The 13,841-nt window shown below is 68.3% G+C and carries 9 protein-coding genes and 1 tRNA gene; 2 read left to right on the plus strand and 8 right to left on the minus strand.

Going from position 1 to position 13,841, the window contains the following annotated elements; all coding sequences use genetic code 11:
* From UG56_RS14920 to UG56_RS14940, 5 genes are all read right to left on the minus strand, one after another.
* Nucleotides 1–755: ABC transporter ATP-binding protein (locus UG56_RS14920; protein WP_071327100.1), on the minus strand; the 755-nt coding region annotated here is incomplete at its 3' end.
* Complete coding sequence (locus UG56_RS14925) at nucleotides 752–1,699, minus strand: ABC transporter ATP-binding protein (protein ID WP_256206647.1); 948 nt, start codon at nucleotides 1,697–1,699, stop codon at nucleotides 752–754. The genes UG56_RS14920 and UG56_RS14925, both read right to left, overlap by 4 nt.
* Nucleotide 1,700: 1 nt before the next feature.
* Nucleotides 1,701–2,693, minus strand: a complete 993-nt coding sequence (locus UG56_RS14930) for a branched-chain amino acid ABC transporter permease (protein WP_045549086.1) — start codon at nucleotides 2,691–2,693, stop codon at nucleotides 1,701–1,703.
* An 8-nt stretch (nucleotides 2,694–2,701) separates the two neighbouring features.
* The gene (locus tag UG56_RS14935; protein WP_052693583.1) at nucleotides 2,702–4,042 is read right to left on the minus strand and encodes an ABC transporter permease subunit; all 1,341 of its coding nucleotides are present in this window, start codon (nucleotides 4,040–4,042) and stop codon (nucleotides 2,702–2,704) included.
* A 167-nt stretch (nucleotides 4,043–4,209) separates the two neighbouring features.
* Entirely contained in the window at nucleotides 4,210–4,749 is a 540-nt protein-coding gene (locus UG56_RS14940) for a response regulator (RefSeq protein WP_206443621.1), read from the minus strand.
* 182 nt (nucleotides 4,750–4,931) lie between these two features.
* On the opposite strand from UG56_RS14940, the gene UG56_RS14945 reads away from it, so the two are divergent.
* Nucleotides 4,932–5,007: transfer RNA gene (locus UG56_RS14945), tRNA-Leu, on the plus strand.
* Nucleotides 5,008–5,060: 53 nt separating this feature from the next.
* Nucleotides 5,061–5,804 carry a helix-turn-helix domain-containing protein gene (locus UG56_RS14950; RefSeq protein ID WP_045549088.1) on the plus strand — a complete coding sequence of 248 codons (744 nt, stop codon included), beginning with the start codon at nucleotides 5,061–5,063 and terminating at the stop codon, nucleotides 5,802–5,804.
* Here UG56_RS14950 and pyk read toward each other — a convergent pair.
* The 3 genes from pyk to gltB form a co-directional block, all read right to left on the minus strand.
* Nucleotides 5,801–7,270: a pyruvate kinase gene (gene pyk, locus UG56_RS14955; protein WP_045549089.1), complete on the minus strand. Its 1,470-nt coding sequence runs from the start codon at nucleotides 7,268–7,270 to the stop codon at nucleotides 5,801–5,803. The two genes, UG56_RS14950 and pyk, sit on opposite strands and share 4 nt — an antisense overlap.
* 316 nt (nucleotides 7,271–7,586) lie before the next feature.
* Nucleotides 7,587–9,053: a glutamate synthase subunit beta gene (locus tag UG56_RS14960; RefSeq protein WP_045549090.1), complete on the minus strand. Its 1,467-nt coding sequence runs from the start codon at nucleotides 9,051–9,053 to the stop codon at nucleotides 7,587–7,589.
* Nucleotides 9,046–13,602, minus strand: a complete 4,557-nt coding sequence (gltB, locus tag UG56_RS14965) for a glutamate synthase large subunit (RefSeq protein WP_045549091.1) — start codon at nucleotides 13,600–13,602, stop codon at nucleotides 9,046–9,048. The genes UG56_RS14960 and gltB overlap by 8 nt, the downstream gene beginning before the upstream one ends.
* Nucleotides 13,603–13,841 lie beyond the last annotated feature (239 nt).

Here is a 13,841-nt window from a genome sequence, read left to right on the forward strand (position 1 = left end):
CCGAGGTAGAGCTCGATCACCTTCGGGTCGTCGGCCAGCTCGCGGCCGGCGCCCGTGTAGGCGTTGCGGCCCTGGTCGAGGACGTAGCCGCGGTCGCAGATCTGCAGGCAGCGGCGGGCGTTCTGCTCGACCATCACGACCGAGACGCCGGCCTTGTTGATCTTGCGGGTCTGGACGAAGACCTCGTCCTGCATGACCGGCGAGAGCCCCGCGGAGGGCTCGTCGAGCAGCAGTACCGACGGCTCCATCATCAGCGCCCGGCCCATCGCGACCATCTGGCGCTCACCGCCGGAGAGCCCGCCGGCACGCTGCTTGCGCCGCTCGCCGAGGGCCGGGAAGATCCCGGTGACGAAGTCGAACCGCTCGGCGAACTTCTTCGGGGACTGGTAGCAGCCCATCTCGAGGTTCTCCTCGATGGTCAGGCTCGGGAAGACGTTGTTCGTTTGCGGGACGAACCCGATCCCCCGGCTGACCAGCTCGTCGGCACGCTTGCCGGTGATGTCCTCACCCTTCAGCTTGACCGAGCCCTCATGGATCTTCACCAGGCCGAACAGCGCCTTGAGGAGCGTCGACTTGCCGGCTCCGTTGGGACCGATGATGCCGACCAGCTCGCCGGGCTGGCAGTAGAGGTCGGTGTCGTTGAGGATGTTGACCCCGGGGAGGTAGCCGGCGATGAGCCCGTCGGCACGGAGCACCGCACCCTCGGCCTCGCTCAGGTGCTTCTCGCGGAACTTCTCCGCATCGGTGGACGTCACTTCGCCTCCTCCTCTTCGATCTCGGCCACGACCTCGGCCTCGAGCGCCTCTTCGTCGAGCTCGCTCAGGTCGGTGTCGTGGTGGGCCCCGAGATAGGCGTCGATGACACGCTGGTCGGCCATGACCGAGTCCGGGGTGCCCTCAGCGACGATCTTCCCCTGGGCCATCACGATCACCCAGTCGGAGATGTCGCGGACCATGTCCATGTCGTGCTCGACGAAGAGGACCGTGCGGCCCTCGTCGCGCAGCGACTTCACGTGGCCCAGCAGCGACTGCTTCAGGGCCGGGTTCACACCCGCCATCGGCTCGTCGAGCATGACCAGCTCCGGGTCGACCATGAGCGCACGGGCCATCTCGAGCAGCTTGCGCTGGCCGCCGGAGAGCGACCCGGCGAAGTCCTCACGCTTCTTGTCGAGCAGGAACCGGGCGAGCAGCTCGTCGGCCTTCTTGGTGACCTCGTCCTCCTGGTTGCCCCACAGGAACTTGAACGGGGCGGTCCAGAACCGCTCACCCTTCTGCCCGGTGGCGCCCAGCCGCATGTTCTCGATCACGGTGAGCTTGGCCAGCACCTTGGTGAGCTGGAAGGTGCGCACCATCCCGAGGCGGGCGACCTTGTAGGGGGCGACGCCCTTGAGCGACTTCCCCTCCAGGCTCCAGGAGCCGGAGTTGGGCTGGTCGAAGCCGGTCAGCAGGTTGAAGAACGTCGTCTTCCCGGCCCCGTTGGGGCCGATCAGCGCGGTGATCGCACCACGCTGGATCTCGACGTGGTCGACGTCGACGGCGGTGAGCCCGCCGAACGTACGCGTGATGTTGTCGGCGACGACGATCGGGTCGGGCTTCTTGCTGCCCGGCTCCGTGCTCACCCCGACCAGGCCCGCGGGCCCGGTCTTGCTCATGTCGGCGTTCTTCTCTGCGTTGTTCTCTGCGTTCGTCTGGTCAGTCATGTCAGCGTCCATCGATCGCGATCTCCCTACGGTCGCCGAAGATCCCCTGGGGACGGAAGATCATCAGCAGCATGATGGCCAGACCCAGCACGATGTAGCGGATCACACTGGCCTGGGTGTCGGTCATGATCACCGTCGGGATCCATCCGCCCTTACCGGCAGACTGGCTGAAGAACGAGCCCAGCCCCGCGATCAGGAACCAGAACAGGACCGATCCGACGACGGGGCCCAGCACCCGGGCGGCACCACCGAGGAGCAGCGCGGCGAAGGCGTAGAAGGTCATCAGCGTGGAGTAGTCGCTCGGAACCACGGAGGCCTGCTTGAGCGCCAGGAACATGCCGCCCAGACCACCGATGACGCCACCGAGCGCCAGCGCCTGCATCTTGTACGCGAAGACGTTCTTGCCCAGCGAGCGGACCGCGTCCTCGTCCTCACGGATCGAGCGGAGCACACGGCCCCACGGGCTGCGCATCAGTGCCCACACGAGCAGGCAGCAGAGCGCGACCAGGATCCAGCCGACGGTCAGCGACCACAGGTCGTTGCGACCGAACGAGATGATGCCCAGGTCGATGCCGCTGCTGTAGGGGTTGGCCTGCTGGAACGGCCTGGCGTAGCCGTTGAGACCGTTGGAGCCACCGAAGGTCTCCTTCATCTCCACCGAGCCGAAGACGAACCGCAGCACCTCGGCCGCGGCGATCGTGACGATCGCCAGATAGTCCGCACGCAGACGCAGCGTCGGCACACCCAGGATCACGGCGAGCACCAGCGGCGCCACCAGCGACATCACGATGCCGAGCCAGAACGGCGCACCGAAGGTGACCACGGAGACGGCCAGGCCGTACGCACCCACCGCGACGAACCCGGCCTGCCCGAAGTTGAGCAGCCCGGTGTAGCCGAAGTGGATGTTGAGGCCGATCGCAGCCAGGGCGAAGACGATCGCCTGCGGGCCCAGCGCCTGCTGCAGCGCCGCCCGGAGAATGTCGAGAATGTCCATTGTCTCTCCTACCCGAGCCGCTCTTTACGACCCAGGATGCCCTGGGGTCGCACCAGCAGGATCACGATCATGATCAGCAGCGGGCCGATCTCCTTGATCGAGGTGGGTACGCCGAACAGCGGCCCGAGCTCGTAGACGAGCCCGATCACCATCGAGCCCACCAGGGCACCCCAGATCGTGCCGAGACCACCCAGGGTGACCGCGGCGAGGATGACCAGCAGGATCCGCATGCCCATGAAGCTGTTGACCTGCAGCTGCATCGCGTAGAGCACACCGGACAGCGCGGTCAGCGCGCCACCGATCACCCACGCGTTGGTGATGACGCCGTCGACCCGCAGTCCCGAGGACGCGGCCAGTGCCGGGTTGTCCGAGACCGCACGCATCGCCTTGCCCATCCGGCTCTTGGCCATCCACACGCACACCGCGGTGATGGTGACGATCGCGATGGCGACGATGATCGCCTCGCGGTCGGCGAGCGAGAGGCCGAGGTAGTACCAGTGCTGCTCGCGCTGCTGGCCGTTGTACTGCGACAGCGAGTGGGTCGAGGAGCCGTAGAAGTACTGGAACAGGTAGCGCAGGAAGATCGCCAGGCCGATCGAGATGATCATCATCGCGATCAGGCCGGTTCCGCGGCGGCGCAGCGGACCCCACAGCACCTTGTCCTGGACGTAGCCACCCAGGCCACCGAGGACGACCGCGACGATGCCGGCCAGGATCACCGAGACCGAGGCGAGGCCGCCGGTCTTGAAGATCTGGTCGAAGCTCAGGGCCATCACGGCGCCGAAGGTGAGCATCTCACCATGGGCGAAGTTGGACAGGCCGGTCGTGCCGAAGATGAGCGAGAAGCCGAGGCCGGCCAGACACAGGACCAGGGCGAACACGATCCCCGCTCGCAGGTTCTGGGCGAAGTCCTTGACGAAGCTCGACTGCTCGCCGGCGGTGACCCCGATCGGGAAGATCGCTCGGTTGTTCGGGCCCTGGAAACGTACGGTGACGGTGACCTTGTCCTTGGTGTCCTCATCGAGGACGGTCCCTTCGGGGAGCGTCTTCTCGTCGAGGGTCACGGTGTACTTCCCGAGCTCCTCGACGACGATGGTCGCCACGCCCTTGTCGTCGGTGACGCCCTCACCGGCCTTCTTGCCGTCCTTGCTGACCTCGAGGGTCACTCCCGGGATCGGTTTCGGATTGCCTTGGGCATCCTTGTTGGCCTCGTCCTGAAGCGTCACCTGGATCGCGGTGGCGTCCGGCGGTGGGGTCTCGGTCGCCTGTGCGGCGACCGGGCTCCCCACCAACAGCACCATCAGCGCACCGATGAGCGCGACGAGGACTCTGTAGAGCCGCTTGCGCACGTGGGTACTCCTGCCTGTGTGTCCTAAAGACGGATCCTCGCACCAGCTGACGTCGCTGGTCGGCCGGATCCGCGCGGGCAGTCTAGGCCGACGTCACCCACGAACAAGCCACAGGTTGGCCCTCATCTGAGACCGCAACCGTTCTGTGACGTGCCGTTTACACGGATTCAGGTACGTGGCCCGCTGACGCCGTGCTCGATGACGCCCTCGGCGACCTGGCGCATCGAGAGCCGCAGGTCCATCGCGGTCTTCTGGATCCACCGGAACGCCTCGGGCTCGCTCAGCGTCAGCCCCTCCTGCAGGATGCCCTTGGCCCGGTCGACCGCCTTGCGGGTCTCCAGCCGGTCGGTCAGACCGGCGACCTCCTTCTCGAGCTGGGCGAGCTCCTGGAAGCGGCTCACCGCCAGCTCGATCGCGGGCACCAGATCGGTGATGTTGAACGGCTTGACGAGGTAGGCCATCGCCCCCGCGTCCCGGGCCCGTTCCACCAGGTCGCGCTGGGAGAACGCGGTCAGCATGACCACCGGGGCGATCCGGTCGCGCGCGATCGCCTCCGCCGCCGCGATCCCGTCGAGCACCGGCATCTTCACGTCGAGGATCACCAGGTCGGGTCTGTGCTCGGTGGCCAGCTCGATGGCAGCCTTGCCGTCGCCGGCCTCACCGACGACCTCGTAACCCTCCTCGGTGAGCATCTCCTTGAGGTCCATCCTGATCAGGACTTCGTCCTCGGCGATGACGACCGTACGCCGCGCCTGGGTCTCCGGGGTGCTGCTGGGGTTGCTCTCCGTCACGAGCACAGACTAGGCCATCACGGGCACGTCCCGGTGCAGTGATTCCGCCCACGGTCCGGTAAGTTTGGCGAATGCCAGGCCCGCTCGCGGGCCGGAGAGCCCCGGTACTCCAACGGCAGAGAGGGCGGTCTCAAACACCGTATAGTGTCGGTTCGAATCCGACTCGGGGCACCAGATTCGTTCGCACGTTCCATCGTGATGTCGGTGGTCGCAGGCAGACTACGACCGTGTACACAGCTCGTGTTCGCGCCGATGCGCTCGCGCTCCTCCGGCAGGGCGACTCGCTGTCGGCTGTGGCACGCGCGACAGGTGTCGCAAGATCCACCATCCGTGAGTGGAGGGACTGCGAGCCGCGCAACCGACCCGGCGCCTGCCCGCGGTGCGACGCACTGCCGATCGACCAGGAGGCGTACGCGGCTCTTCTCGGCTTCTACCTCGGCGACGGCCACATCGCGAGAGCCGCGCGCTACTACTTCATCCGGATCTCGTGCGACCTGGCCCATCCTCGGGTCATCGACGATGTAGTCGACCTGCTCGGCCGGATCAGGCCAGGCAGCAACGTATTCATCGTCAGGAAGCCCGGCTGCGTGGACGTTCAGTTGAACTGGCAGCACTTGCCCTGCCTCTTCCCGCAGCACGGTCCCGGTCGCAAGCACGAGCGCAAGATCGTGCTGGAGCCGTGGCAGCAGGACATCGTGTCAGCCCACCCCGGCCCGTTCCTCCGCGGGCTGTTCCATTCGGACGGTTGCCGAGTGGCGAACTGGGCGACTCGGATCGTCGCCGGAAAGAAGAAGCGCTACGAGTACGGGCGCTGGCAGTTCGTCAACCACTCCGACGACATCCGCGACCTCTGCACCTGGGCGCTCGACCTGGTCGGGATCCCCTGGCGCCAGTCCTCCTGGAAGACGATCAGCGTCTCGCGCCGCGAGGCGGTCGCGGCGCTCGACGCACTGATCGGTCCGAAGACCTAGCCCTTGCGCTCGTAGGCCGGCGCGACCTCGTTGATCGCGTCGCCGATGCGGTGGATGCGCAGGGCGTTGGTGGAGCCGGGGATGCCGGGAGGCGAGCCGGCGATGATGACGACGAGCTCGCCCTCCTCGACCCGGCCGAGCTTGAGCAGGTTCTCGTCGACCTGGCGGACCATCTCGTCGGTGTGCTCGACCTCGTCGGTGCGGAAGGTCTCGGTGCCCCAGCTGAGCGCGAGCTGGCTGCGTACGGCATCGGAGGGGGTGAAGGCGAGCAACGGGATCGCGCCGCGCAGCCGGGAGAGGCGGCGGGCGGAGTCGCCGGAGGTGGTGAAGGCGACCAGGTATTTCGCGCCGACCCGGTCGGCGACCTCGGCGGCGGCCTTGGCGATGACGCCGGAGCGGGTGTGCGGGTCCCAGTCGATGCGGCTGAGCTCGGCGGCGGCGGAGCCGTCCCGGGAGAGGGCGTGGCGCTCGGTGGCGGCGATGATGCGCGCCATGGTCTCGACGGTGTGGATCGGATACTCCCCCACGCTCGTCTCGGCGGAGAGCATCACCGCGTCGGCGCCGTCGAGGACGGCGTTGGCGACGTCGTTGGCCTCGGCGCGGGTGGGCGCCGGGTTGGAGATCATCGAGTCGAGCATCTGGGTGGCGACGATGACCGGCTTGGCGTTGAGGCGGGCCAGCTCGATGATCCGCTTCTGCAGGAACGGCACCTCCTCGAGCGGGCACTCCACGCCGAGGTCACCACGGGCGACCATGAACATGTCGAACGCGGCGATGACCTCGTCGAGGTTGTCGATCGCCTGCGGCTTCTCGATCTTGGCGATGACCGGGACGACGCGCCCCTCCTCGTCCATGATCTTGCGGACGTCCTCGTAGTCCTTCGCGTTGCGCACGAAGCTGAGGGCGACCATGTCGACGCCCAGCTTGAGGGCGAACCGGAGGTCCTCCTCGTCCTTCTCGGACAGGGCCGGCACGGAGACGGCGACGCCGGGCAGGTTGATGCCCTTGTTGTTGGAGACCGGCCCACCGACCAGCACCTCGGTGTGGACGTCGGTGTCGTCGACCGCGGTGACCCGCAGGCGCAGCTTGCCGTCGTCGATCAGGATCGGGTCGCCGACCTTCACGTCGCCGGGCAGGCCCTTGTAGGTCGTCCCGCAGATCTTGTCGGTGCCGGTCACGTCCCGGGTGGTGATGGTCCAGGCCTGACCTCGGTGGAGCGTGGTCGATCCCTCCGCGAAGCGCTCGAGGCGGATCTTCGGGCCCTGCAGGTCGGCGAAGATGCCGACGCTGTGCCCGCTCGCCGCAGCCGCCTCCCGCACCAGCGCGTAGTTGCTGGAGTGGTCGTCGTGGGACCCATGGCTCATGTTCATCCGGGCCACGTCCATGCCTGCGTAGACGAGCTCGCGGATGCGACGCTCCGTCCCGACGGCGGGTCCCAGGGTGCAGACGATCTTCGCTCTTCTCACGGGAGCCCAGACTACCCCTCTGGATCGTTCAAACCAGCACCCGGACCACGTCCTGATCAGGCCGTTCATCCACGATTTTCGCCCTGGTCGACGTCGGATGTCGTCCCTCTACGCTGGGCCCGGCGCGAGGTCGCCGGCGGCTAGCCGCTCACCGCGGGCCCGGGCAATGCACGTGTGCCACAAACTCGTCGCCACAAGTGTGTACGAACTCTGTCGGATCCTCCGATCCGAGGGCTGAGACCCGACTGGCCCGACACCTCCGAAGGGAGGTGCCGGGCCAGTGGTCGGCACGCCGTTGTGCCTCGGCCTCTCGGCCTCAGACCATCAGCTGCCGGTCCGTCGGACGGATCGGCGCGGGCAGGTTGGTCGAGCCGGTCAGGTAGGTGTCGACCGCGGCCGCGGCAGCGCGGCCCTCGGCGATCGCCCACACGATCAGCGACTGTCCGCGGCCCGCGTCACCGGCGACGTACACGCCGGGGACGGAGGTGGCGAAGGAGTCGTCGCGGGCGACGTTGCCGCGCGCGTCGTACTCGACACCCAGCTGGGTGAGGAGGCCGTCCTTCTCCGGACCGGTGAAGCCCATCGCCAGCAGCACGAGGTCGGCGGGGATCTCCTTCTCGGTCCCCTCCTTCTCGGTCAGCTTGCCGTCGATGAACTCGACCTCGACGAGCTTGAGGGCGCGTACGCGGCCGTCCTCGGTGCCGAGGAACTCCTTGGTGGAGACCGCGTAGACCCGCTCGCCACCCTCCTCGTGCGCCGAGGCGACCCGGTAGGTCATCGGGTAGGTCGGCCACGGCTGGCTGTCGGGGCGCTCCTCCGGCGGGCGCGGCATGATCTCCAGCTGGGTGATGGACTCCGCGCCCTGGCGGATCGCGGTGCCGAGACAGTCGGCGCCGGTGTCACCGCCACCGATGATGACCACGTGCTTGCCCTCGGCCAGGATCTGGTCGGGGACCGCCTCACCGATCGAGGCCCGGTTGGACTGCGGCAGGTACTCCATCGCCTGGTGGATCCCGTCGAGCTCACGCCCGGGGACGGGCAGGTCGCGGCCGACGGTCGAGCCGTTGGCCAGCACGATGGCGTCGTAGCGGTCGCGCAGCTGGGCGCCGGTGATGTCGGTGCCGACGTTGACGCCCGGGCGGAAGACCGTGCCCTCGCGGCGCATCTGCGCCAGGCGCTGGTCGACCTGCGACTTCTCCATCTTGAACTCGGGGATGCCGTAGCGCAGCAGCCCGCCGATCTTGTCGGCCCGCTCGTAGACGGCCACGGTGTGGCCCGACCGGGTGAGCTGTTGGGCGGCGGCCAGGCCCGCGGGGCCGGAGCCGATCACGGCGACCGCCTTGCCGGAGAGCCACTCGGGCGGCTGCGGCTTGACGTGGCCCGCGTCCCAGGCCTTGTCGATGATGGAGACCTCGATGTTCTTGATGGTCACCGCGGGCTGGTTGATGCCCAGCACGCAGGCGGACTCGCACGGAGCCGGGCAGAGGCGACCGGTGAACTCGGGGAAGTTGTTGGTCGCGTGCAGACGCTCCGAGGCGCCCTCCCAGTCGTTGCGCCAGACCAGGTCGTTCCACTCGGGGATGATGTTGCCGAGCGGGCAGCCCTGGTGGCAGAACGGGATGCCGCAGTCCATGCAGCGCGAGGCCTGGGTGTTGATGATCGGCAGCAGGGTCTTGCCGATCTTGCCCGGGTAGACCTCGTGCCAGTCCTTGACCCGCTCGTCGACGGGACGACGGGTCGCGACCTCGCGACCGTGCTTCAGGAAACCCTTCGGGTCAGCCATGGAGGACCTCCATAATCCGCTGCGCTGCCTCGTCCTCGTCGAGACCCTCCTCGAGGGCCTCCTCCTGGGCTTCGAGCACGCGCTTGTAGTCACTGGGCATGACCTGCGTGAAGCGGGTCGATGAGTTCGGCCAGTCGGCCAGGAGCGCCTCGGCCACGGCCGAGCCGGTCTCCTCGAGGTGGTCGCGGACGAGCTGCTCGAGCTCGGCGGCGTACTTCTCCTCCACACCGGTGGCATCGACCAGCTCGCCGTTGAGCCGCTGTGCCTCGAAGTCGAGGACCCAGGCGATGCCGCCGGACATACCGGCCGCGAAGTTGCGGCCCGTCGGGCCGAGCACGACCACACGACCACCGGTCATGTACTCGCAGCCGTGGTCGCCGACACCCTCGGTGACGATGCTGGCGCCGGAGTTGCGGACCGCGGCCCGCTCCCCCACGCCACCGCGGATGTGGATCCGCCCGCTGGTGGCGCCGTAGGCCAGCGTGTTGCCGGCGATGATGTGCTCCTCGGCCTTGAACCCGGCCGTACGCTCCGGGCGGATGACCACCCGGCCGCCGGAGAGGCCCTTGCCGACGTAGTCGTTGGCGTCGCCCTCCAGGCGCAGCGTCAGGCCACGCGGGATGAATGCGCCGAAGGACTGGCCGGCGGAGCCGGTGAAGGTGATGTCGATCGTGCCCTCGGGCAGGCCCTCACCGCGGTAGCGCTTGGTGATCTCGTGACCGAGGATCGTGCCGACGGTGCGGTTGACGTTGCGGATCGGCAGCTGGGCGCGGACCGGCTCGCCGCGCTCGAGCGCCGGGGCCGCGAGCGGCAGCAGCTCGTTGACGTCGAGCGACTTCTCCAGCCCGTGGTCCTGGCCCTTGGTGTTGTAGAGGGCCTGGTCGGCGAACTGCTCGGGCGACTCCACGCGGGTGAAGATGGGCGACAGGTCGAGCCCGGAGGCCTTCCAGTGGTCGATCGCGTCGCGGGCGTCGAGCGCCTCGGCGTGGCCGACGGCCTCGTCGATGCTCCGGAAGCCGAGCTCGGCGAGGAGCTCGCGGACCTCCTCGGCGATGTAGCGCATGAAGTTGACGACGTACTCCGCCTTGCCGGTGAACCGCTCCCGCAGGACCGGGTTCTGGGTGGCGACGCCGACGGGGCAGGTGTCGAGGTGGCAGACCCGCATCATCACGCAGCCGGAGACGACCAGCGGCGCGGTGGCGAAGCCGAACTCCTCGGCGCCGAGCAGCGCGGCGATGACCACGTCACGGCCGGTCTTGAGCTGACCGTCGGTCTGCACCACGATCCGGTCGCGCAGCCCGTTGAGGAGCAGCGTCTGCTGCGCCTCGGCGAGGCCGAGCTCCCAGGGACCGCCGGCGTGCTTGAGGCTCGTCAGCGGTGACGCGCCGGTGCCGCCGTCGTGACCGGAGATCAGGACCACGTCGGCGTGCGCCTTGGAGACACCCGCCGCGACGGTGCCGACACCGACCTCGGCCACGAGCTTGACGTGGACGCGAGCGCTCGGGTTGGCGTTCTTGAGGTCGTGGATCAGCTGAGCCAGGTCCTCGATGGAGTAGATGTCGTGGTGCGGCGGCGGGGAGATGAGACCCACGCCCGGCGTCGAGTGACGCGTCTTGGCCACCCACGGGTAGACCTTGTGGCCGGGCAGCTGGCCGCCCTCACCGGGCTTGGCGCCCTGGGCCATCTTGATCTGGATGTCGTCGGCGTTGGTCAGGTATTCGCTCGTGACGCCGAAGCGACCGGAGGCGACCTGCTTGATCGAGGAGCGCCGCTCGGGGTCGTAGAGCCGCTCGGGGTCCTCGCCGCCCTCGCCGGTGTTGGACTTGCCACCGAGGATGTTCATCGCGATGGCGAGCGTCTCGTGGGCCTCCTTGGAGATCGAGCCGTACGACATCGCGCCGGTCGAGAAGCGCTTGACGATCGCCTCGACGGGCTCGACCTCGTCGATCGAGATCTTCTGGCGGCCCAGCTCCTCGGCGCTCTTGAGCTTGAAGAGCCCGCGCAGGGTCATCAGCCGCTCGGACTGCTCGTTGACGCGGTCGGTGTACTGCTTGAACACGTCGTAGCGGCCGCTGCGGGTGGCGTGCTGGAGACGGAAGACCGTCTCCGGGTCGAACAGGTGCGGCTCGCCCTCGCGACGCCACTGGTACTCGCCGCCGATGGGCAGCGCGCGGTGGGCGTTGGCGACGCCGTCACGCGGGTAGGCGGTGGCGTGACGCTTGGCGACCTCCTCGGCGATCACGTCGAGGCCGATGCCGCCGAGCTTGGAGGTGGTGCCGGTGAAGTAGCGGTCCACGACCTCCTTCGACAGGCCGACGGCCTCGAAGATCTGCGCGCCGGTGTAGGAGGCGACCGTGGAGACGCCGATCTTCGACATCACCTTGAGGACACCCTTGCCGAGCGCCTTGATCGTGTTGGCCATCGCCTTCTCGGCGTCGGCCTTGACGTAGTAGCCCTCGTAGGCGAGGTCCTCGACGGACTCGACCGCCAGGTAGGGGTTGACCGCGGAGGCGCCGTAGCCGATCAGCAGGGCGACGTGGTGGACCTCGCGTACGTCGCCGGCCTCGACCAGCAGCCCGACCTGCGAGCGGGTGCGCTCGCGGACCAGGTGGTGGTGGACGGCGCCGGTGAGCAGCAGCGACGGGATCGGCGCCATCTCCTGGGTGGAGTGGCGGTCGGAGAGGACGATGATCCGCGCACCGTCCTCGATCGCCTGGGAGACCTCGGCGGAGATCTCGTCCAGACGGGTGCGGAGAGCCTCCGCGCCGCCGTCGACCTCGTAGAGGCCGCGGACGACGTGGACCGCGAAGCCGGGCATGTCGCCGTCACGGTTGATGTGACGGATCTTGGCCAGGTCGTCGTTGGAGATGACCGGGAACGGCAGCACGATCTGGCGACACGAGGCCGGGCCCGGGCTGAGCAGGTTGGACTCGGCGCCGATGGTGCCGCTGAGGCTGGTGACGAGCTCCTCGCGGATCGCGTCCAGCGGCGGGTTGGTGACCTGCGCGAAGAGCTGGGCGAAGTAGTCGAACAGCATCCGCGGCTTGTCGCTCAGCGCCGCGATCGGGCTGTCGGTGCCCATCGAGCCGATCGGCTCGGCGCCGGTGTTGGCCATCGGCGCGAGGAGGATGCGGAGCTCCTCCTCGGTGTAGCCGAAGACCTGCTGGCGCCGGGTCACGCTCGCGTGGGTGTGGACGATGTGCTCGCGCTCGGGGATGTCCTCGAGGCGTACGAGACCGGCGTGGAGCCACTCGTCGTAGGGGTGCTCGGCGGCGAGCTCGGACTTGATCTCGTCGTCCTCGATGATGCGGTGCTCCGCGGTGTCGACGAGGAACATCTTGCCCGGCTGGACGCGGCCCTTGCGGACCACGGTGGCGGGATCGATGTCGTCGAGCACGCCGGCCTCGGAGCCGAGCACGACCAGGCCGTCCTCGGTGACCCAGTAGCGCGAGGGACGCAGGCCGTTGCGGTCGAGGACCGCGCCGATCTGGGTGCCGTCGGTGAACACGACGCTCGCCGGACCGTCCCAGGGCTCCATCAGGCTCGAGTGGAACTCGTAGAAGGCCTTGCGGGCCGGGTCCATCTCCTCGTGCTTCTCCCACGCCTCCGGGATCATCATCAGCATGGCGTGGGGCAGGCTGCGGCCGGCCAGGTGGAGCAGCTCGAGGACCTCGTCGAAGGAGGCCGAGTCGGAGGCGCCCTCGGTGCAGATCGGGAAGAGCCGCTCGAGGTCGCCCGGGATCAGCTCGGACTCGAGCAGCGCCTCGCGCGCCTTCATCCAGTTGCGGTTGCCCATCACGGTGTTGATCTCGCCGTTGTGGGCGATGAACCGGAACGGGTGGCTCAGCGGCCAGCTCGGGAAGGTGTTGGTCGAGAACCGGCTGTGGACGACGGCGATCGCGGAGGCGACCCGCTCGTCGACCAGGTCGGGGAACACCTCGGCCAGCTGGGGCGTGGTGAGCATGCCCTTGTAGACGATGGTGCGGCTGGACAGCGACGGGAAGTAGACGTCGGTCTCCTTCTCCGCGCGCTTGCGCAGGCAGAAGGCGAGCCGCTCCAGGGCCAGGCCCGTCACGCGCTGCTTGGCACCGGCGACGAAGAGCTGACGGAAGGTCGGCATGACCGCCTTCGCGGTGGCGCCGAGGGACTCGGGGTTGACCGGTACGTCACGCCAGCCGAGGACCTCGAGGCCCTCCTCGGTCGCGATGTCCTCGACCACCTTGACGGTGCGCTCGACCTGGTCTACGTCGCCCGGGATGAAGGCGGTGCCGACGGCGTAGGCACGCTCGGCAGGAAGGTCGAAGTCGACGACCTCACGCAGGAACGCGTCGGGGACCTGCAGCAGGATCCCGGCGCCATCGCCAGAGTTGGTCTCGGCGCCGGCGGCGCCGCGGTGGTCGAGATTCACCAGGGCACGGATGCCCTGCTTCACGATGTCGTGGCTGGCGACGCCGGTCAGTGTGGCAACCATGGCGACGCCGCAGGCGTCCTTCTCGAACCGAGGGTCGTAGAGGCCCTGGGGGGATGGATACGAGTGCTCGTACGGCACCGGGATCTCCCGTCTGTCCGGGCTCGGGCACGCACCGACCGACGCAGCCCAATAACTCCGGATTTTCGACTCTGCTTCGAGTCGAGTCCGGAGCGGGGGATGTCTGCGACAGGTGCGCGCGCCCTTGCGGGGATGAAACTGGCAATCTGCAGGGGACAGCGTTGGCCCGCGCGAGTGCGGCTAGGTTACCACTGTGTCACGCGTAGGTTGCGAACGAGGGTCCATCGGCGGACACCCTC

The organism is Nocardioides luteus (assembly GCF_000960475.2).
Classification (GTDB): domain Bacteria; phylum Actinomycetota; class Actinomycetes; order Propionibacteriales; family Nocardioidaceae; genus Nocardioides; species Nocardioides luteus_A.